20 protein-coding genes are annotated in these 20,388 nt (G+C 58.3%); 7 read left to right on the top strand and 13 right to left on the bottom strand.

Going from position 1 to position 20,388, the window contains the following annotated elements:
• Positions 1-111: 111 nt before the first annotated feature.
• The 4 genes from DWQ09_07935 (at position 112) to DWQ09_07920 (ending at position 4,368) form a co-directional block, all read left to right on the top strand.
• Positions 112-1,899 carry an acyl-CoA dehydrogenase gene (locus tag DWQ09_07935; GenBank protein KAA3628592.1) on the top strand — a complete coding sequence of 596 codons (1,788 nt, stop codon included), beginning with the start codon at positions 112-114 and terminating at the stop codon, positions 1,897-1,899.
• Between the two features lie 44 nt (positions 1,900-1,943).
• Positions 1,944-2,366, top strand: coding sequence for a PaaI family thioesterase (locus tag DWQ09_07930; GenBank protein KAA3628591.1), 423 nt, complete (start codon positions 1,944-1,946; stop codon positions 2,364-2,366).
• Positions 2,367-2,822: 456 nt separating this feature from the next.
• The gene (locus tag DWQ09_07925; GenBank protein KAA3628638.1) at positions 2,823-3,788 is read left to right on the top strand and encodes an MBL fold metallo-hydrolase; all 966 of its coding nucleotides are present in this window, start codon (positions 2,823-2,825) and stop codon (positions 3,786-3,788) included.
• A gap of 238 nt (positions 3,789-4,026) precedes the next feature.
• Positions 4,027-4,368 (top strand): hypothetical protein, encoded by a 342-nt coding sequence (locus DWQ09_07920; protein ID KAA3628590.1) that lies wholly within the window; start codon positions 4,027-4,029, stop codon positions 4,366-4,368.
• Between the two features lie 221 nt (positions 4,369-4,589).
• Here the strand turns inward: DWQ09_07920 and DWQ09_07915 are convergent, their stop codons facing one another.
• Entirely contained in the window at positions 4,590-5,558 is a 969-nt protein-coding gene (locus tag DWQ09_07915; protein ID KAA3628589.1) for a LysR family transcriptional regulator, read from the bottom strand.
• A gap of 102 nt (positions 5,559-5,660) precedes the next feature.
• Between DWQ09_07915 and DWQ09_07910 the strand changes: the two genes are divergently transcribed.
• Positions 5,661-6,995 carry an isocitrate lyase gene (locus DWQ09_07910; protein ID KAA3628588.1) on the top strand — a complete coding sequence of 445 codons (1,335 nt, stop codon included), beginning with the start codon at positions 5,661-5,663 and terminating at the stop codon, positions 6,993-6,995.
• 368 nt (positions 6,996-7,363) lie between these two features.
• Positions 7,364-7,849, top strand: coding sequence for a glutathione peroxidase (locus DWQ09_07905; protein KAA3628587.1), 486 nt, complete (start codon positions 7,364-7,366; stop codon positions 7,847-7,849).
• Positions 7,850-7,886: 37 nt separating this feature from the next.
• Here the strand turns inward: DWQ09_07905 and DWQ09_07900 are convergent, their stop codons facing one another.
• The 11 genes from DWQ09_07900 to DWQ09_07850 form a co-directional block, all read right to left on the bottom strand.
• Entirely contained in the window at positions 7,887-8,798 is a 912-nt protein-coding gene (locus DWQ09_07900) for a hydroxymethylglutaryl-CoA lyase (protein ID KAA3628586.1), read from the bottom strand.
• Positions 8,799-8,809: 11 nt separating this feature from the next.
• The gene (locus DWQ09_07895) at positions 8,810-10,810 is read right to left on the bottom strand and encodes an acetyl/propionyl/methylcrotonyl-CoA carboxylase subunit alpha (GenBank protein ID KAA3628585.1); all 2,001 of its coding nucleotides are present in this window, start codon (positions 10,808-10,810) and stop codon (positions 8,810-8,812) included.
• Positions 10,811-10,885: 75 nt separating this feature from the next.
• A complete protein-coding gene (locus DWQ09_07890) occupies positions 10,886-11,677 on the bottom strand; it encodes an enoyl-CoA hydratase/isomerase family protein (protein KAA3628584.1) in 792 nt (263 codons plus the stop codon).
• Positions 11,678-11,679: 2 nt separating this feature from the next.
• Positions 11,680-13,287: a methylcrotonoyl-CoA carboxylase gene (locus DWQ09_07885; protein KAA3628583.1), complete on the bottom strand. Its 1,608-nt coding sequence runs from the start codon at positions 13,285-13,287 to the stop codon at positions 11,680-11,682.
• A 53-nt stretch (positions 13,288-13,340) separates the two neighbouring features.
• Positions 13,341-13,943, bottom strand: a complete 603-nt coding sequence (locus DWQ09_07880; GenBank protein ID KAA3628582.1) for a 2-hydroxychromene-2-carboxylate isomerase — start codon at positions 13,941-13,943, stop codon at positions 13,341-13,343.
• A gap of 49 nt (positions 13,944-13,992) precedes the next feature.
• Positions 13,993-15,129 (bottom strand): acyl-CoA dehydrogenase, encoded by a 1,137-nt coding sequence (locus DWQ09_07875; GenBank protein KAA3628581.1) that lies wholly within the window; start codon positions 15,127-15,129, stop codon positions 13,993-13,995.
• A gap of 149 nt (positions 15,130-15,278) precedes the next feature.
• On the bottom strand, positions 15,279-16,460 hold the full coding sequence (locus tag DWQ09_07870; protein KAA3628580.1) for an acetyl-CoA C-acyltransferase: 1,182 nt from the start codon (positions 16,458-16,460) through the stop codon (positions 15,279-15,281).
• A 15-nt stretch (positions 16,461-16,475) separates the two neighbouring features.
• Positions 16,476-17,036, bottom strand: coding sequence for a PaaI family thioesterase (locus DWQ09_07865; protein KAA3628579.1), 561 nt, complete (start codon positions 17,034-17,036; stop codon positions 16,476-16,478).
• Positions 17,037-17,084: 48 nt separating this feature from the next.
• Positions 17,085-17,540 (bottom strand): acyl-CoA thioesterase, encoded by a 456-nt coding sequence (locus DWQ09_07860; protein ID KAA3628578.1) that lies wholly within the window; start codon positions 17,538-17,540, stop codon positions 17,085-17,087.
• A 4-nt stretch (positions 17,541-17,544) separates the two neighbouring features.
• Positions 17,545-18,708 carry an isovaleryl-CoA dehydrogenase gene (locus DWQ09_07855; protein KAA3628577.1) on the bottom strand — a complete coding sequence of 388 codons (1,164 nt, stop codon included), beginning with the start codon at positions 18,706-18,708 and terminating at the stop codon, positions 17,545-17,547.
• A 34-nt stretch (positions 18,709-18,742) separates the two neighbouring features.
• Positions 18,743-19,201 carry a PaaI family thioesterase gene (locus DWQ09_07850; GenBank protein ID KAA3628576.1) on the bottom strand — a complete coding sequence of 153 codons (459 nt, stop codon included), beginning with the start codon at positions 19,199-19,201 and terminating at the stop codon, positions 18,743-18,745.
• Positions 19,202-19,341: 140 nt separating this feature from the next.
• Here DWQ09_07850 and DWQ09_07845 point away from each other — a divergent pair, with 140 nt between their 5' ends.
• Positions 19,342-19,941, top strand: coding sequence for a TetR/AcrR family transcriptional regulator (locus DWQ09_07845; protein ID KAA3628637.1), 600 nt, complete (start codon positions 19,342-19,344; stop codon positions 19,939-19,941).
• Here DWQ09_07845 and DWQ09_07840 read toward each other — a convergent pair.
• Positions 19,938-20,354 (bottom strand): MerR family DNA-binding transcriptional regulator, encoded by a 417-nt coding sequence (locus DWQ09_07840; GenBank protein ID KAA3628575.1) that lies wholly within the window; start codon positions 20,352-20,354, stop codon positions 19,938-19,940. The genes DWQ09_07845 and DWQ09_07840 overlap by 4 nt on opposite strands.
• Positions 20,355-20,388: the final 34 nt, after the last annotated feature.

The raw sequence follows: 20,388 nt of genomic DNA, 5'->3' as shown, positions 1-20,388 counted from the left end.
GCTCTCAGGGGAGATGTCGAAGCAGCTCCAACCGTTGGTTCAGGCCGAATCATCGTATCAAAGAGATAACAGTATAAAAAACAGATAGTTGCCAGGTTTTCGGAGGACTCTATGCCAATCTACCAAGCACCCCTGCGCGATATGCGCTTCGTAATCCATGAACTATTTGGGGCAGAGCATCTACTGAATGCTTTGCCCGGTTTCGAAGAGCTGAGCGCTGATCTGATCGATGCCGTGCTGGAAGAGGCGGGAAAGCTGGCGGAGGGTTTGTTGCTGCCTCTCAACCAGACTGGGGACGAGCAGGGGTGCCGATACGAGCGTGGTGCCGTGACGACGCCAGAGGGATTCAAGCAGGCGTATCAAACCTTCATTGAGAGTGGCTGGAACGGACTTGGGTGCGATCCCCGCTACGGTGGGCAGGGGCTACCGGCAATCCTGGAGTTTATGGTTGAAGAGATGTGGTGTGCCGCCAATGTCGCATTCAGCCTCTATCCGGTGCTCACCAATGGTGCTTACCGGGCGCTTGCCGCTCACGCGTCGGATGAACTCAAACAACGGTTTCTGCCCGCGATGGTGGAAGGGCGCTGGACGGGGACCATGTGTCTTACCGAACCCCATTCCGGCACCGATCTGGGTCTGATACGCACCAAGGCGGAAGTCGCTGCGGATGGCAGCTATCGAATTACGGGCAGCAAGATTTTCATCACCGGCGGTGAGCAGGATCTTACCGAGAACATCATCCATCTCGTGCTCGCCAGGTTGCCGGATGCTCCTCCCGGCATCAAAGGAATCAGTCTTTTCATAGTCCCGAAGTTCAAACTGAATGCTGCCAGCCAGCCGGGCGAGAGCAACGGTGTGCACTGCGGATCAATAGAGCACAAGATGGGAATCAAGGGCGCGGCAACCTGCGTCATCAATTTCGATAACGCAGAAGGATTTTTGGTTGGTGCTCCTGGCAAGGGTATGGCGTGCATGTTCACCATGATGAACACAGAACGTCTGGCGATCGGACTACAAGGATTGGGATTGGCAGAAATCGCTTATCAGAATGCGGTTGTTTATGCTCGGGAGCGGTTGCAGGGCAGGGCTCCTGAAGGTCCTCGCTATCCCGAAAAGCCGGCGGATCCGATCATTGTCCACGCCGATGTGCGCCGTATGCTGCTGACCGTACGCGCCTACAATGAAGGGTGCCGAGCCCTGGCGGGCTGGGTTGCGCTTCAGATCGATCGGGCACACAGGCATCCCGAGCCTTCGGAGCGCGAGCGAGCGGATGATCTGGTGGCCTTGCTGACGCCAATCGTGAAGGCCTTCTTCAGCGATTTAGGCTTCGAAAATTGCAATCAAATGCTGCAGGTTTACGGTGGGCATGGCTATATCCGCGAATGGGGTATGGAGCAATATGTGCGCGACGCGCGCATTGCGCAGATCTACGAAGGAACCAACGGAGTGCAGGCGATGGACCTGGTGCGCCGCAAGCTCTTTCTGCATGGCGGACGACTGGCCACCCGTTTTTTCGATATGGTATCGGAGTTCGTCGAGCAAGAACGAGGCACTACGGGAATGGAGCCGTACCTCATTCCTCTTGAGTCGGCGTTGAACAGGCTGCGTGACGTTACACGGTTGATCGTCCAACGCAATGCCGCTGACCCCAATGAGCCGGGTGCAGCAGCTGTCGACTATCTCCGTCTCTTCGGGCTGGTTGCATTGGGATACATGTGGTCCCAAAGTGCGCGGGTTGCGCTGGAACAGGTAGGAGGGGCGGAAGCCGATTTCTACCGGGCCAAACTGGCGACTGCGCGGTTCTATTTTCAGCGGCTGCTGCCCGCGACTGGCGCCCTGAGCGAGACCATCAAGGCTGGCAGCGAGGCAGTGATGGAGCTGGATGAGGCGGCATTCTGAGGCGACGCAATGGCCTCTGGCAGGCCAGTGAGAGAGGTGTTGCGGTGTCGAAAATCACTCCCGAAGAGTTCGAGGAACTTGCCTATGAACATGTTCCCTACGTGGGCACCCTCGGGCCCAAGGTTGTCGAACTGGGTGGCGGAGAAGTCGTTGTGCGCCTTCCGTTCAACGATAAATTCCTGCGCCCCGGAGGTACCGTCTCCGGGCCGGTGCTGATGGGTTTGGCGGATCTGGCGATGTATGCCTTGGTTCTGAGTATGATCGGCCGCGTCGAATTGGCAGTGACGACCAGTCTCAACTGCAACTTTTTGCGTCGTCCGCGACCCGTCGCGGTTATTGCGAAGGGAAAGATGCTGAAGCTCGGCCGGCGACTTGCGGTCGGGGAGGTGGCGATCTATTCGGAGGGTGATGATGATATGGTTGCCCATGTAACAGCGACCTATTCCATCCCCCCCGAACGCGCGTAGCTTCTGGCCTTGCAGTGCCCTGGCTGCACCAGGGGGTGGGTGAATACCCGCCAGGCTGGCCAAAATATCCGGATAACGATTGGAATTCAAACAATTAGACCTGGTGCTCGAAATGGTGCATCGCGAAATCACGTAAATGCCCCCAGTTTCTTGGAAAATTGTGAGCTTGATTCGGGTATTGACACAGAAATTGTGCCTTGCAACATAACCAAGAAAGGTCTAGTGTTACGCCCCAGCCAGGAGACGGGTCGGCTCGATCAGGCGGTTGTGGCGCGAACCTACCCGCGAGGCATACTCCAATGTATCCGCTGATTAGGCATAGGAATGTCCTAACATCGGTTTGTAGGGCGGAATGCCGTGGACGCCAAAGTGACTCAAGGTCTTATCTATCCCTATGCGGATCCCCCCGCGCCTGCGAATGCTATTGAAGTCGCACCCGGCGTGCATTGGATCCGCATGCCGCTGCCTTTCCAACTCGATCACATCAATCTCTGGCTCTTGGAAGATGGTGAAGGCTGGACCGTCGTGGACACCGGCTATAGCCGCGATGAGGTGCGCGAGCAATGGGAGCAGATGTTTGCTGGCGTCATGGGGGGGCGACCGGTAAAGCGGGTGATCGTGACCCACTGTCATCCGGATCACGTTGGCATGTCCGAATGGTTGACCGAGCGTTTTGACTGCGAGCTGTGGATGACCGAAGGTGAATATCTGATGGCTAACCTCGCCCGCAACGATATCGGGATTGGTGATATTGAGGCCCGGGTCGCTTTTTTTCGCCAACACGGATTGCGTAACGGACGCTCGAAATCGCTAGCGGCTCGCGGCAACTACTACCGTCGGGGAGTGCCGGGTCTGCCGGCTCAATTCCATCGGTTGTTTGATGGGCAGGGTATCACCGTCAACGGTCGAGAGTGGCGGATCATAACGGCCCACGGACATTCTCCGGAACACGCCGCACTCTACTGCCCATCGCTCAATGTTCTGATCTCAGGTGATCAGATACTGCCGCGAATCACACCCAATGTCAGCGTGTGGCATATCGAACCCGATGGCAATCCGATCCGCTATTACCTTGATTCATTGGCGAAGTTTCGATCATTGTCCGATGAGGTGCTGGTTCTGCCATCGCACGGACGACCTTTCAGAGGCCTGGCGCAGCGTATTGAGATGCTGATCCATCATCACGATGAACGCTTCGATGAGGTGGTGGATGCCTGCGTGGAGGCGAAGTGCGCCGCTGAACTCCTTGAAGTCATTTTCCGCCGCGAGCTCGATATCCATCAGTTAAGCTTTGCCATGGGGGAGGCGATCGCCCACCTCAATTATTTACACGCGGATGGGCGACTGAGCCGCACGCTCGATGCGGATGGCAACTATCGATTCCAGCAGGTCAATCCGACTCAGGTCGCGACCCACGGTTAGCAGACGGCCGCGCAAGCGGTGAGAAGGAATGGGCGGGCGCCCGTTCACCGCGCCGCATATCCTCCCCCACTACATCTGAGCTATTATGATGACTGCGGGTGCCTCGTGCCTGTCGCAAAGCATACAAACCAAGGAATACCCAAGAGGGAGGTAAAGAATGTCAGAATCCGATAGTTCAAAGCCTGCAACATTGGTTTTGATTGTCATGGTAGCCCTCTGGGCCACCATGTTGATAGCCATGCGTACCGGCGTCGAAATTCCATTGCCGCTAGTGGCTATCCCGGCAACGCACGATGCGAATGTCGAAGAGAAGCGTGCTGTACTGGATAGCGTGTCCCATCCGGCTGGCGATGACGAGATAGCGGCCGACGAGTATGGCATTCTGCAGCAGGTTTTGAATGATTTTCCGCAGCTGACCACCGTTTTCGAAGCGGCAATGGTTGATGGCAGAATGACTTATCGGGAAGCCGAAAATATCCTCGCACGAAAAGATGTACTGGAACTGGAAGCGGAATCTGGGAAACAGAAGGATGCGCGCGAGCGCCTGATGAGTACGATTGAGAGGCTGCGCAGTCAGTAGCAGCTCCCTGTTCCAACAATAGAGGTATCAGCGACGGCGGAGCCATTGGCTCCGCCGTTTGCGTCTATACTCGGAGAATTGTGTAGGCTTCGAATGCAGTCTGTGTTGGCTATGAGCCGCTGGGCTCGAGGTGCGCGGATAGTCTGATAGGACGATCAGGGAGATTGAAATCCGGTGCAGTTGCGAGCGATTGACATCACTCGCGATTATCGACCGCGGCATTAACCTTGAATCGGCAGTACCATGCGCTGGGCGTTGAGTGTCGTGGCCGTTTCGCTTATCAGCCGGCGCAACCAGATGTGACTCGCGTCTTTGTTCAGTAAGGGGCTCCAGATCATCTGCAGATCAATGGGCGGTATCGGGAAGGGGGGTGGCAGAATCACCACATTGGGATCGTCTTTGTAGAGAAAGGCGGCACGGGTTGGTAGCGTGGCGATGAGATCCTGCTCTTTCGCCAGATGGAGTGCGACGTGGTAGTTGCGGGTGAATACGCAGATGTTGCGTTGTTCACCCATTTTCGCCAGCGCCTCATCGACCCAACCCAGCTTTTGAACGTCTTCCGGATTCATCCCTACCCCGACGCCAAAGCCGGTTTTGCTTACCCAGACATGGCGCCCACTGAGGTAATTGGCCAGTGTGAATTCGTCGCGAATCGGATTGCGTGAACTGAGCAGGCAGGCAAAATCGTCGCGCCAGATTGTGGTTTGATGAAACGACTGCGGCAACTCCTCGAATCGGTTGATGGCCATATCGACTTTGCCGTTCTCCACGTCGTGGAAGGTGACATCGCTGGGGGTCATGATATCCAGCGTGGCAAGTGGGGCCAGGTAACGCAGTTTGGCGAGCAGCGGGGGAATCAGTGTCGAGGCAGCATAGTCGCTGGTCATGATGCGGAAGACCTTCTGGCTTTCGCGCGGCTCGAAATCGCGATCGGGTTGAAGATGCTCTTCCAGCGTGAGCAATACACCCCGTACAACGGGTTCCAGCTCCAGGGCACGTTCGGTGGGAACCATGCCTTCGGAAGTTCTCACCAGCACCGGATCATTGAGCAGCAAACGTAAACGCTTGAGGCTGTTGCTCATAGCCGGTTGGGTGATCTTGAGCTGATCCGCAGCCCGCGTAACGCTGCGTTCTCGTAGCAGAACATCGAGGTAAATCAATAGATTAAGATCGATTTTACCTATATTCATAAGGAGAATGCTGGGAATAAAGACAATAAATTACGTGAATTGTAGCAGATGCTTATAGACTCAGGGGCACGCCCTTTCAATGCTTTTTCCGAGGACAGATACATGAAACTCAAGACCCGAGAGCAGCAGATTGCCGAAATCCGAAAGGACTGGACCGAGAACCCGCGTTGGAAGGATGTGGCGCGTGGGTACAAGGCTGAGGATGTGGTGCGCCTGCGTGGCTCGGTGCAGCCCGAATTCACTTACGCCAGGAACGGCGCCGAGAAGCTGTGGAAGTTGATTCGTGGTGGTGCCAAGAAGGGCTATGTCAACAGCATGGGTGCCATCACCGGTGGTCAGGCGATGCAGCAGGCCAAGGCAGGGATCGAGGCGATTTACCTCTCCGGCTGGCAGGTGGCGGCTGATGGCAATACCTCCGAGACCATGTACCCCGATCAGTCGCTCTACGCCTACGACTCGGTGCCGACCATGGTTCGGCGCATCAACAACGCGTTCAAGCGCGCCGATGAGATTCAATGGTCACGCGGCGTCGGTCCGGGCGACAAGGGTTACGTCGATTACTTCCTGCCGATCGTCGCGGACGCGGAGGCGGGATTCGGTGGTGTGCTCAACGCCTTCGAGTTGATGAAGAACATGATCGCCAACGGCGCTGCGGGTGTGCACTATGAAGATCAGTTGGCCGCCGTGAAGAAATGCGGTCATATGGGCGGCAAGGTGCTGGTTCCGACGCAGGAAGCGGTGCAGAAGCTGGTTGCGGCGCGCCTTGCTTCCGATGTCTGCGGGGTACCAACGCTGGTGCTGGCCCGCACCGACGCCGAAGCGGCGAACCTGCTGACCTCCGATGTCGACGAAAATGATAAACCTTTCGTCAGTGGCGAACGCACCGCCGAAGGTTTTTACCGCGTCAAAAACGGTCTGGAGCAAGCCATTTCACGCGGCATCGCCTATGCGCCGTACGCCGATCTGGTGTGGTGCGAAACGGGTACCCCGGATCTGGGATTTGCGCGTGAGTTCGCGGAGGCGGTGTTGGCAACCAGCCCCAACAAGCTGCTGGCCTACAACTGTTCACCCTCGTTCAACTGGAAGAAAAATCTCGACGATGCCACCATCGCCAAGTTCCAGGACGAGCTCTCCGCCATGGGCTACAAGTACCAGTTCATCACTCTCGCTGGCATCCATAACATGTGGTACAACATGTTCGACCTTGCCTACGACTACGCGCGTGGCGAGGGCATGAAGCACTACGTCGAGAAGGTGCAGGAGCCCGAGTTTGCAGCGCGCGACAAAGGTTATACCTTCGTCTCGCACCAGCAGGAGGTGGGCGCCGGCTATTTCGATGATGTCACCACCACTATCCAAGGCGGAGTCTCATCCGTTACAGCACTGGCGGGTTCCACCGAAGAAGAGCAATTTTCGGATGCGCCGGCTCACGCCTAGGCTGAACCGATTGTAGAAGCGGTACAGAGAGGCCGTGCCCATCAGGGTACGGCCTTTTTCCATGTGGGCCGATTCACTGATGCAAGTTCATGGTGCTTTGTTTGGCGGCTGGACTTTCTGCCAGTTGCAGGTGATCGAACAAGGAAATGGCCATCAATACCGGGACTCGTCGTGGTTGCCGGCCGGTGGACTGCACAGCGACGCGGCTTGGGAGAGGGTGGTCGTCAAAAGCGATTCCGCTACTCAACCCTAACCATCGTTGCACGAATGGTGGAAAACCGACCAACCAGCTTCTATGCTTTTATGGCGTCACGCTTTCTATTCCGTGAGGCCGGCATAATACCCCCTTCACCCACGTGAGTTATCCTATGTCCTCTGTCCATGATTTCGACCTCAAAGCCATCGATGGAAAACCGCTGCCGTTGGCGAATTTCCAAGGTAAAGTGCTGCTACTGGTCAACGTTGCCAGCGAGTGCGGGCTGACGCCACAGTACGCCGGCCTGCAGGCGCTGCATGAAAAATACGGCAAGCGGGGTTTTAATGTGGTTGGTCTACCCTGCAACCAATTCGCCAATCAAGAGCCCGGTAGCGAAGCGGAGATTCAACAGTTCTGCGACATGAACTACCACGTCACCTTTCCCATGACGGCCAAGGTTGAAGTCAATGGTGCGGATCGTCACCCGCTCTACGAATTTCTGGCCGGACAGAACGCGGCATTTCCCGGCGATATCACCTGGAACTTCGAGAAATTTCTAATTGGCAAGCGGGGTCAGGTATTGCAGCGATTCTCGCCCAAGGTGACACCGGATGCGCCGGAGGTGGCGGAAGCGATTGAAAAGGAGCTTGCCGCCTGATCCGGGAGCGAAAGAGATTCTCTGCGGCGGTAAGTAGTCAATCAGCCGTGTTGATCGCTGCACGTGCCTGCGCCACTCGCGACGCGGAGTCGCGTCCGAGGATCCTGCAGATCCAAAGACCCGTAAGGATCAAGCACCCCAGGTCAACACCCGATTCGATACCCAACCCATCGAGCATGTAGACCACGTCTTCCGTTGCTACGTTGCCTGCCGCGCCCGGGGCGTAGGGACAACCGCCCAATCCTGAGACAGAACTGTCTATGGTGGCGATACCGAGCTGCAATACTGCAAAAAGATTCGCCAACGCCTGACCATAGGTGTCGTGGAAGTGCGCGGCAAGAAACTCGATGGGTACCCGTTCGTTCACCGCGTCTATCATGCGCTGAGCTTTACTGGGGGTGCCGACGCCAATGGTGTCTCCCAACGAAATCTCATAACAGCCAAGATCGTACAGTCGATGAGCAACATCGGCTACCGACGTGGTTGAGATCTCACCTTCGTAAGGACATCCCAGCACACAGGAGACATAGCCACGCACCATGATGTCGTTGCGCTGGGCGGCTTCGATGACCGGTGTAAAGCGTTTGATGCTCTCGGTGATCGAGCAGTTGATGTTCTTTTGTGAGAAGCTCTCCGATGCCGCGGCGAATACAGCGATCTCCCTGACACCACACTCCAGTGCGCTCTCAAAACCTTTGAGGTTGGGAACCAGCGCCGGATACCGAACCCCGGGTTTTCTCCGGATACCATGCATCACCTCGCGGTGATCAGCCATCTGTGGCACCCATTTCGGGGACACGAAACTCGTTGCTTCCACCGCCGGCAATCCGCAGTCGGCCAACCGGTGGATCAGTTCAAGTTTGATCCCGGTAGTGACGGGAGATTGCTCGTTTTGCAGACCGTCGCGAGGTCCCACCTCGACGATTTTGACTCTGCCGGGCAGGTTCATCGGAGCGATGCTCACGCTTCGGGCACCAGGCTAACCAACTCTTTGCCCTCTTCGACGGAGTCACCCACTGCGTAGTAGATGGTTTCTACGCGACATTGATCGGGCGCATAGAGAGTGTGCTCCATCTTCATCGCCTCCATCACCAGTAGCGGTTCACCACGATTCACCAGTTGTCCAGGCTTGACTTTGATGTCGACGATACGCCCTGGCATAGGAGCGGTTATCTCTCCCGACTCGCTTTCATGTTCCATGGCCAGCAGCGCGGGATCGACGATACCCAGGAGGTAGTTGTGTCCGTTAAACAATACGGTCAGATAGTCGCTCTGTGGGACGACGGTTGCGATCATGCGGCGGTCACCCAGGTGCGCCTGTACGCGATTGTCTTCCAACAATTCGCCGTGCGCCCGCAGCTCTCCGTTGGGAAGTTCCAACAGATACCCGTCGTCGCGATAGTGCGCAGTGATGACCAGCTTGCGGTCTGCCTCGGCGAGGTGAACGAGATGGTAGGTATCGGCATTGAGACGCCAACCCGTGGTCATGTGCCAGGGTGAGTTGGGATCAGGGGAGTTCGCGGCTCGTTGCAGGGCGGTGCGCTGATGTGTCAACAGAATCTGGAGCGCGGCGAAGGCCAATACGTCATCCGGGGCAGGCAATGGCTGTGGGAGCAGATCGGTTTCATGTCGGGCAATAAAATCTGTGTCGATTTTTGCCGCCGCATAGGCGGGATGAGCTGCGCAACGCGCCAGAAACTCGATGTTGTTGGCGATGCCGATGATCTCGCATTGCGCAAGCGCCTCGCGTAACCGCTCGACCGCTTTTTCGCGTGTTGTATCCCACACGATCAGCTTGGCGATCATCGCATCGTAATAGGGCGAGATGACATCCCCGGCGCGAACACCGGTATCGACGCGAACATGTTTGCCGTCGATGGGCATCAGCAGGTGATCGAGGCGGCCGCTTGCGGGCAGGAAACCGCGTGCCGGATCTTCCGCATATATCCGCGCCTCTATGGCGTGGCCATTGATGGACAGTTGGGTTTGATCGCACGGCAGCGCTTCGCCTGCTGCCACGCGTAGTTGCCACTCGACCAGATCTGTTCCCGTGATCAGCTCGGTAACAGGGTGCTCCACCTGAAGCCGGGTGTTCATCTCCATGAAATAGAAGTTTCCGTCCGGTTCCAGCAGAAACTCCACCGTGCCGGCGCCAACGTAATCGATGGCTTTCGCGGCGGCGAGCGCGGCGTCGCCCATACGCTGGCGCAGCTCGCGCGACATTCCCGGCGCGGGCGCTTCCTCCAACACCTTTTGATGCCGACGTTGTATCGAACAATCGCGTTCGAAGAGAAAAACGCCATTGCCGTGGGTATCGGCGAATACCTGGATTTCGACGTGGCGGGGCCGGGCCACGAGACTTTCGATCAGCAGTCGCCCATCACCAAAAGCGGCTTCCGACTCGCGCTTTGCGGCTCTGATACCTTCCTCGAGATCGCCAGATCGTTCGACGATGCGCATACCGCGTCCACCACCACCGGCGGAGGCCTTGAGAAGTAGCGGGTATCCAATGCGCTCCGCTTCCCGGGCGAGTGTTGCGAGATCCTGGTCCGCACCATGGTAGCCGGGGACCAAGGGTACTCCCGCGTCGGCCATCAAGGCCTTGGCAGCCATTTTTGAACCCATCGCTTCGATGGCCTGAACCGGGGGGCCGATGAAAGTGATACCCGCATCGGCGCAGGCCTGAGCAAAGGGGGCGTTCTCCGAGAGAAATCCGTATCCGGGATGGATGGCCGCGGCACCACTTTTGCGCGCGGCTTCGAGTATGGCGGTGCCGTTGAGATAGCTGGCGCCGGCCTCGGGAGGTCCCAGGCAATAGCTTTCGTCGGCAAGTTCGCGGTGCAGGGCATGCGCATCCGCTTCGGAGTAGACGGCAACGGTTTGAATACCCATCAGACGCGCGGTACGGATGACGCGGCAGGCAATCTCACCGCGGTTGGCGATCAGTATCTTTTTGAACATATCGTTTCTTTTATCTCAGTCACCCTGGGTCCCGCTCCCGCGCCTGGCGAGAAGCCAAGCATCGATTCCCGCGCGCTATTTGCTGATCCAAAGGGGTTGGCGTTTTTCGAGAAACGCGCCCAGACCCTCTTTCCCCTCGGCACTGGCCCTGATGCGCGCGATCCGTCGAGCCGTATCCTCGATCATGGCCTGGTCGAGTGGACCGCCTGAAACGGTGCGGATCAGCACCTTGCATTCGTGCAGGGCCTTGGGGCCGTTGCGTATCAGGAGGTTGGCAATTTCGTTGCCACGACGGCGCATTACATCGGCAGGTACGATCTCGCTCACCAGACCGATGCGCTGTCCCTCCTCAGCGCTGAACCGCTCTGCCGTCAACATGTAGCGGCGCGCGGCGCGTGCGCCGATGGCGGCGACGACGTAGGGACTGATAACGGCGGGAACTATTCCCAGTTTGACCTCGGATAGGCTGAAACTGACTGTCGGCGCGGCCAACACGATATCGCAGCATGCGGCTAAACCGACACCGCCACCGAATGCCGCGCCATTCACCAGCGCCAGCGTGGGTTTGGGTAACTCGTTGAGCGTTCGAAGCATATCGGCAAGGCGCATGGCGTCCTGATAGTTCTCTTCCTCGGAGTAGTCGGCCATGCGTCGCATCCAGTTGAGATCGGCTCCCGCGGAAAAGCTCTTGCCGTTTGCTGTGAGCAACACCACGCGTACCTGGTCATTGCGTCCCAACTCGTGGAACAACGTGCTCATGCGGGCGATGAGATCGTCGTCAAAGGCGTTATGCACTTCGGGACGGTTCAACGTAACGGTGGCGGTACCGTCCGTATCGATTTCGCACAGCAAGGGATTGGTCGACATGGTCACATCCTGAAGATGCCGTGATCGGTCTTCTCAATGGGGCGATTGAGCGCTGCCGAGAGGCCAAGCCCGAGCACCATACGGGTATCGACCGGGTCGATGATGCCGTCGTCCCATAAACGCGCAGTCGCGAAATAGGGGCTGCCCTGGGAGTCGTACTGCTCGCGAATTGGAGCCTTGAAGGTCTCCTCGTCTTCGACACTCCACGCTTCGCCGCGCACTTCCATGCCATCGCGTTTTACCGTTGCCAGGACGTTGGCCGCCTGTTCACCGCCCATTACCGAAATCCGCGCGTTGGGCCACATCCACAGAAAGCGGGGATCGTAGCCGCGACCGCACATGGCGTAGTTACCGGCGCCGAAACTGCCGCCGATGATCACGGTCAGTCGCGGTACTTGCGCGCAGGCCACCGCCGTTACCATTTTCGCTCCGTCTTTGGCTATGCCACCCGCCTCGTATTTGCTGCCCACCATGAAACCGGTGATGTTCTGCAGGAAGATCAGCGGAATGCCGCGTTGGCTGCACAGTTGAACGAAGTGAGCGCCTTTCAAAGCAGACTCGGAAAAGAGGATTCCACTGTTGGCGATGATGCCGACCGGATAGCCGAAAACATGGGAGAAACCGCAAACCAGTGTAGTGCCGTAAAGTTTCTTGAATTCATCGAATTCCGAGCCGTCGACGATGCGGGCAATGATCTCACGCACGTCGAAGGGCTTGCGCACATCGCTGGGAATCAGGCCATACAATTCGTTCGCGTCATGAACGGGTTCGCGCGGCTCGCGGCAGTTGAGTTGCGCCGGTTTGATGCGGTTGAGATTGGCGGCCACGCGCCGCCCGATGGCCAGGGCATGTGCGTCGTTATCGGCATAGTGATCGGTGACGCCCGAGGTGCGGCAGTGGATATCGGCACCCCCCAGATCTTCAGCGCTGACCACCTCGCCGGTTGCCGCTTTGACCAGCGGCGGCCCACCGAGGAAGATCGTGCCCTGGTTGCGCACGATGATGCTCTCGTCGGACATGGCGGGTATGTACGCCCCTCCCGCGGTACAGGAGCCGTGTACGATGGCGATCTGAGGAATGCGCGCAGCGGAGAGATTGGCCTGGTTGTAGAAAATACGTCCGAAATGAAAGCGGTCAGGAAACACCTCATCCTGCTCCGGCAGGTTCGCGCCGCCCGATTCCACCAAATAGATGCACGGCAGACTATTGTCGCTTGCGATCTCCTGGGCACGCAGATGTTTCTTCACCGTCAACGGGTAATAAGTCCCACCCTTGACGGTACCGTCGTTGCAGACGATGACACACTCCTGTCCCGAAACCCGGCCGATACCCGTGATGATGCCTGCGCCCGGTACTTCGTCGTTGTACATGCCCAGCGCGGCGAGTTGGGAGAATTCGAGGAACGGCGTTCCCGGATCCAGCAATTGCCGGATACGTTCGCGCGGCAGCAGCTTTCCTCGCTGCAGGTGTTTCTGACGAGCGCGCTCGGGTCCGCCCAAAGCCGCTTGCGCAACGCGTTCGCGTAACTCGTTAACCAGATTCTGGTTGTGCGCGCTGTTGGCTTTGAACTCATCGCTGCGGGTATTGAGCGTTGTTTTTATCGTCGTCATCGATTTCGGGCGTCTGTCGTCGTTAACTACTGCCTTCGCAGGCAAATGTGCTGCTACCAGCCACCTGTTTCCAGCCACTTCTCCACCTGCCAGAGGCGGTCGTTGCCCCAGAAAGGCTCGTCGTCAACGAAAAAGAAAGGCGAACCGCATACTCCACGTTGTATGGCGAGTTCGGTCTCTTGTTTCAGACGCTCCTTGACCTTCGGTTGCTGAATCGCCTTGAGCAATTCATCGCGCTTTACACCAAGCGGCTCGGCGAGGCGTGCGACTACCTGCGCGTCGCTACCGTCAAGCCCCTCGGCAAAAATCGCGTGATAGACCTTCTGCGCCAGCATGTGGGCGGTTGTGACGTCACGCTCAAGCAACCAGTAGTAAGCGCGGCTGGGTGCCAGGGCGGCTTTGGGAAAATCCCTGGGGAAGGAGAAATCGGCATTGATCAGCCGCGCGCTGCGTTTGAAGTCGTGAAGCGAGTAGGGTCCGACCAGTGGGATATCGGTCAGCGGCGTCATTCCTTCCTGCTTGAAGATGACACCCAGCATGATAGGTCTCCAGGTGACGGTGCGATGCCGTCGCGCCGCGATCTTGTCGATCTGCAGACTTGCCAGATAGCCATAGGGCGAATAGAAATCGAAAAAGAACTCGACCGGTTGTGCCATGGTTTTCCCCTCGTTCTTCCCTTGAATCCGAACAGTCGGAGGCTACAGATTAGGCGTTGGCGATCTGACGCGCTATCACCAGGCGCTGAATTTCGCTGGTACCTTCATATATCTGGGCGATGCGCACGTCGCGATAGATACGCTCCACCGGGAAATCCTGGGTATAACCATAGCCGCCGTGGATCTGAATCGCCTCAGAACAGACCCGTTCGGCCATTTCCGAGGCAAACAGTTTCGCCATCGAAGCCTCCTTCAGACACGGCTCGCCGGCATCACGCAGCCGCGCTGCGTTAAGCACCAGTTGGTGCGCCGCCTCGATCTGGGTGGCCATGTCGGCGAGTTTAAAAGCGATGACCTGATGTTCAATGATGGGTTTGCCGAAGGTCTCGCGTTCCTTGGCATAGGCTACGGCAGCCTCGAAGGCAGCGCGCGCCATGCCGACGGATTGGGAGGCGACCCCGATACGCCCTCCCTCGAGGTTGCCGAGGGCGATCCTGTAACCCTGTCCTTCCTCGCCGAGCAACAGGTCCGCCGGCAGGCGCATGTTGTCGAACAGGATCTGTGCCGTGTCGGATGCGTTCTGCCCCAATTTGTCCTCGATGCGCGCAACAGTGTAGCCGGGCGTATCCGTTGGCACGATGAAGGCGCTGATTCCCTTGCCGCCCTTCTCGGGAGCGGTCACCGCAAAGACGATCGCAACGTCCGCGTTCTTGCCCGAGGTGATGAACTGCTTGGTGCCGCTCAGTATGTAGTGATCCCCTTCACGTATCGCGCGGGTGCGTATGGCGCTGGCATCGGAGCCGGTGTGCGGCTCGGTGAGGCAGAAGGTGCCGAGCATCTTCCCCTGCGCGAGTGGGCGCAGGAAACGCTCTTTTTGTGCCACGGTGCCGAATTTGAGGATGGGAACGGTCACCAGCGAGTTGGTCACGCTCATGATGGTGGAGACGGCACCTTCGCCCGCCGCGATCTCCTCCAACGCCAAAGCCAACGAGACGTGATCAGCACCGGCGCCGTCCCACTCGTCGGGAATCAGGACGCCAAAAAGACCGAGTTTCGCCATCGCCGCAAGTTCAGCTTTAGGAAATTCATGCGTGCGATCGCGTTCCGCCGCCTTGGGCGCCAACTGCTCGCGGGCGAAGGTTCGCGCCATGTCGCGGATCATCTGTTGTTCTTCGGTCAGCATAATTGTCTGCTTTGTTTGTTAAAACGCTGTTTCTCGCCAAGACGCAAAGTTCGCCAAGTCAATACCTGAATACGTTGTCCTGCCAGCCGCTGGATTGTCAAAACCGACGATTTTCCTTTGCGCTCTCCGCATCTTTGCGGGAGAAAAATCGCCTAAAGCCTTTCAATCGCAATTGCCGTTGCCTCGCCACCGCCGATGCAGAGCGAAGCCACGCCGCGTTTCAGGTCGTATTTTTGCAGAGCGTTTAGTAACGTGACGATGATACGCGCACCGCTGGCGCCGATGGGGTGACCCAGGGCGCAGGCGCCACCGTGCACGTTGATCTTGTCGTGCGGGATCTTAAATTCACGCATCGCAGCCAGGGTCACGACGGCGAAAGCCTCGTTGACTTCGAAGAGATCGACCGCTCCTATGTCCCAACCTACCTTATCCAAAACCTTTTGGATCGAGCCCACCGGGGCCGTGGTGAACCAGCCCGGTTCCTGGGCATGGGTGGCGTGGCCTTTGATCACCACCAGGGGAGTGAGGCCGTGGTGTTCCGCCTCGGACTGTCGCATCAATACCAGTGCGGCACCGCCGTCGGAGATGGAGCTGGCGTTGGCCGGCGTGACCGTACCGTCTTTTTTGAAAGCGGGTTTGAGAGTGGGGATTTTCTCGATGTTGGCGTTGCCGGGTTGTTCGTCGATACTGACAATCACCTCGCCTTTGCGTGTCGGTACGGCGATGGCCTCGATCTCCCTGGCAAAGGTGCCGTCGGTGATGGCCTGCTGGGCGCGCTGCAACGAGGCGATGGCAAAGTCGTCCTGCTCCTGACGTGAGAAGGCGTACTTCTCAGCGCATTGTTCGGCGAAGACGCCCATCAGCTTGCCCTTGTCGTAAGCATCCTCCAGGCCGTCCAGAAACATATGATCCATCACCTGGCTGTGACCCATGCGCAGACCGGCCCGCGCCTTGGGCAACAGATAAGGTGCATTGCTCATGCTCTCCATGCCGCCGGCGACCATTACGCGGTTGCTGCCGGCCAGCAACAGATCATGTGCCAACATCGTCGCCTTCATCCCCGAACCGCACATCTTGTTAACCGTCGTGCAGCCTGCTGCGAGCGGCAATCCGGCGCCCAATGCCGCCTGGCGCGCGGGCGCTTGCCCCAATCCCGCCGGCAGCACGCAGCCCATGATCACCTCTTCCACGCTTTCGACCCCCAAGCCGGCGCGTTGCAAGGCAGCGCGGATGGCGTGGGCGCCCAGCTCGGGTGCGGCAAGAGGGGCCAGACTGCCCTGGAAACCTCCCATGGGGGTACGGGCGGCGCCGACGATGACGATAGGATCTTTCATTACCTTATTCCTAACTTAAACAGTGAATATCAGACAGGTGGTGGTGGCATGGGCATAGAGGCGCCCAGCCGCATCGTAGAGCTGGCCGGCGGCGGTCCCGATCTGCTTGCCGACATGGATCACCTTGCCTTCGGCGCGCACGGGTCCCACCTGATCGGTCAGGGCGCGCAGGTAGTTCACCTTCAACTCCAAAGTGGTGTAGCCCTGGCCGGCCTCGAGCATCGACTGCACCGCGCAGGCCACACAGGAGTCGAGCAGCGTGGCGTGGTAGCCGCCATGCACCGAGTTGATGGGGTTGTAGTGTGTGCGAGCGGGATGGCCTTGGAAGACTACACGCCCCTTCTCCGCCTCGACTAAGGAGAAATCCAGGGTCTTGGCGATGGGCGGTGGCGGCAGTTCGCCGCGCAGCATCTTCTGGAACAACTCCAGTCCGCTGTTCTCGCGCAATGCCTCGACGGGGAGTATATCGGGGGGCAGGCCGCGCTCGCGTATGGTCCGCGCTGCAGAATGCCACTCCTCCTCAAGCGCTTTGGGAGTGCGGGCGGCGTGGGTGGTGGCAACATGATCGGTGTTCATGAAAACTCCTCGAACTGACCGCAGGCAACGGCTTGGCCATGGATACAGCTACTGCGCGACACCATCCAGTTCATAACTGACGGTCATCCCGCGGCCGTTCTCAACGATCGACGTCGGGAAGGGGCACGATTTGCGCTCCTCCGTATCGAGATGTACTCCCGTCAAGATGGAGATGGCGGTTACCTCGCCTGTTTCGGCGTTGCGCATTTCGTGGACAAAACGAATCACCCGTTCGCGCATCTCCAGTACGCCGGTATGCACGGTGACGGTATCGCCGGCATGCAGTTCACGGCGGTAGGTGATGTTCTGCTGCACGGCAGCCATGCCACGCTTTTCGTTGCGCAGGTAGGACGGTGTGATCCCCAACGCAGAGAACAGGTTCCAGGTCGCCTCGTCGAACTTGCCCACGTACCACATCACGTTCATGTGGCCGACGTGATCGCAATGCCAGGGGTAGACGGCGCCGCGGTACGTGAGAAGCAGGTCTGTCCCAAGAACGCTCATCGCCTCAGGCCGATTCCTGGAACAGCTCGCGCCCGATCAGCATGCGGCGGATCTCGCTGGTGCCGGCCCCGATTTCGTAGAGCTTTGCATCGCGCAGCAGGCGTCCGGTGGAATATTCGTTGATGTAACCGTTTCCGCCCAGGCATTGGATGGCATCCAGAGCCATTTGGGTTGCTTTTTCAGAAGCATAGAGGATGGCGCCCGCGCAGTCTTTGCGACTGGTCTTGCCCGCGTCGCAGGCGCGCGCTACAGCGTAGGTATAGGCGCGGCACGCGTTCAGTGTGGTGTACATATCGGCCAGCTTGCCCTGCATGAGTTGAAAAGTGCCGATCGGTTTGCCGAACTGCTCGCGCTCGTGTACGTAGGGCACCACCACATCCATACACGCCTGCATGATGCCGACGGGTCCGCCTGCGAGCACCGCGCGTTCGTAATCGAGTCCGCTCATCAGGACCGCTACGCCTTTGTTGAGTCCGCCAAGGATATTTTCTTCGGGGACTTCGCAATCCTGAAACACCAGTTCGCCGGTGTTCGACCCGCGCATACCGAGCTTGTCCAGCTTCTGGGCTGTGGAAAAGCCCGGGTAGCCTTTCTCGACGATAAAGGCCGTTATGCCATGCTGCTTGAGATCGGGATCGGTCTTGGCGTAGACCACCAGCGTGTCGGCGTCGGGGCCATTAGTGATCCACATTTTATTGCCATTGAGGAGGTAGCGGTCACCCTTTTTCTCGGCGCGCAGTCGCATACTTACCACATCGGAACCTGCCCCGGGTTCGCTCATCGCCAGCGCTCCGATGTGTTCGCCGCGGATCAGTCTGGGCAGGTATTTCTGTTTTTGCTCGAGGTTGCCGTTACGACGAATCTGATTGACGCACAGGTTGGAGTGGGCGCCGTAGGAGAGCCCTACGGAAGCCGAGGCGCGGCTGATCTCTTCCATGGCAATGACGTGATCCAGGTATGTCATGCCGGCGCCGCCAAAGTCCTCCTCGACGGTGACACCCAGCAGGCCGAGATCACCCATCCGCGACCACAGAGTATTGGGGAACTCGTTGCTGCGGTCGATCTCAGCCGCCTGCGGCGCGATCTCGGTCTGGGCAAAATCGTAGACCGACTGGCGCATCATCTCCGATGTCTCGGAGAGCTGGAAGTCGAGGGTCGGATAACTCATTCCTTGCATGCTGGACCTCGCATTGATCGTGGTGTCAGCCCGGGCTGAGATCCGGGCGATTGAGGGCGGTCATTAATGTCTGTAACAGCGTAGCGCAGGGTTTCTCGCGACCCGCCTTGACAACGCCCACATCGGCTTTGGCAATGACGAGATTGCGGCCTGCCTTGATCACGGCACCGCGCGCGATCAGCAGCTCGCCATCGGCGGGGGCCAACAGATTCATTTTGTATTCGACGGTCAACACACTCGAGTCGGCGGGCATCAACGAGTACCCTGCATAGCCCGCGGCCGAGTCGGCGATGGTCCCGACAATGCCGCCATGGAAGAATCCGTGCTGCTGACTGAGGCCGTCGTGATAGGGGAGGTGAATCTCGCAATGCCCGGCACCGACATCTGCCAGAACGGCACCCAGGTAGCCCATCACGCCCTGGCGGGAAAAGCTTTCGCGAACCCGCTTGGCGAAGTGCTCGTCGTGTGCCTTGAAATCGGTCATTGGCGCCGTAGGATTCCGGGTTCGATGATATGGAAGAGTCTAGGTCGTTTTGGCTGGTCTGTCGCCAGACTATACGTTACCGTATAGTAACTATTCAGGCGCTGTCAATACGCAGCCGTATGGAAATAGTGGGCATGACGATGAAGACGGGTAAGGTTCCTAAACTATCGCGTCAGGAGTGGATCGAAGCGGCGTTGGACGCCTTGGCGGAGGGCGGCATAGAGGCGATACGTGTGGAGGCCCTGGCGAAACGCCTAAAAGTGACAAAAGGTGGATTTTATTGGCATTTTCGCGACCGATCGGATCTTTTCAGCGCTGTTTTGGAGCATTGGCGAGTCGGACGCATGGCGGTCATCGAGCGTCAAACCCGCAAAGAGGCGGGCAGTGACCCGCGCATCGTGCTCAAGGGTTTGTTGTCGCTTTATGCAGGTGCGCGCAACGAAAAGGGGCGGGGGATCGAGTTGGCGATCCGTGACTGGGCGCGACGCGACACTCAGGCTGCAGCCGTGGTCGCTCAGGTGGACGAATACCGTCTCGACCGTGTCGGCGGGCTGTTTCGCGCGTTGGGTTGCGGCACTGACGAGTCGTTGGCCCGCGCCTACCTGTTCTACGCTTATGTGTTTGGCGAGAGTCTGCTGGTGCCGAGGCTGGGTCCGGAGGGTCACGCCGCGGTGCGCAGCGACTGTGCGCGGTTTATGATCGATGAACTGGAGCAGCCCCGGGAAACAGACGAAGCTTAGCTTTCCGCGGTGGCGGTAACCTGTTCCAACTGGCTCTCACACTGCTCCTCAATGGTATCGAGTTCGTGCAGCAAATTCTCGATATCTTGCTGTTGTTGTTGAAGAATCGCGCGGCGTTCGCGGATTTTTTTGAGAAAGTGCTGCATCTGCCCGATACCGCCGGATGAAGAATCGTAGAGATCAAAAAGTTCACGTGATTCCTGCAGACTGAAACCCAGACGCTTGCCGCGCAGAATCAGCTTCAGGCGCACCCGGTCGCGATTGGTATAGACACGGGTGCGGCCGCGACGGGTCGGCTGAAGCAAACCCTGATCCTCATAGAAGCGAATGGCACGGGTGGTGACGTCATACTCGCGGGAGAGATCGGTGATGCTGTAGGTCTTGGCTTTGGCCACTGCGAGGTTCTGGGTCATTAGCGGTACTGAGGCTCTGGATCGACGTCGTATG

Source organism: Pseudomonadota bacterium (assembly GCA_008501635.1).
Taxonomy (GTDB): domain Bacteria; phylum Pseudomonadota; class Gammaproteobacteria; order QQUJ01; family QQUJ01; genus QQUJ01.
The sequence above is the reverse complement of the archived record's forward strand: the minus strand, read 5'-3'. Positions and strand labels throughout refer to the sequence as shown.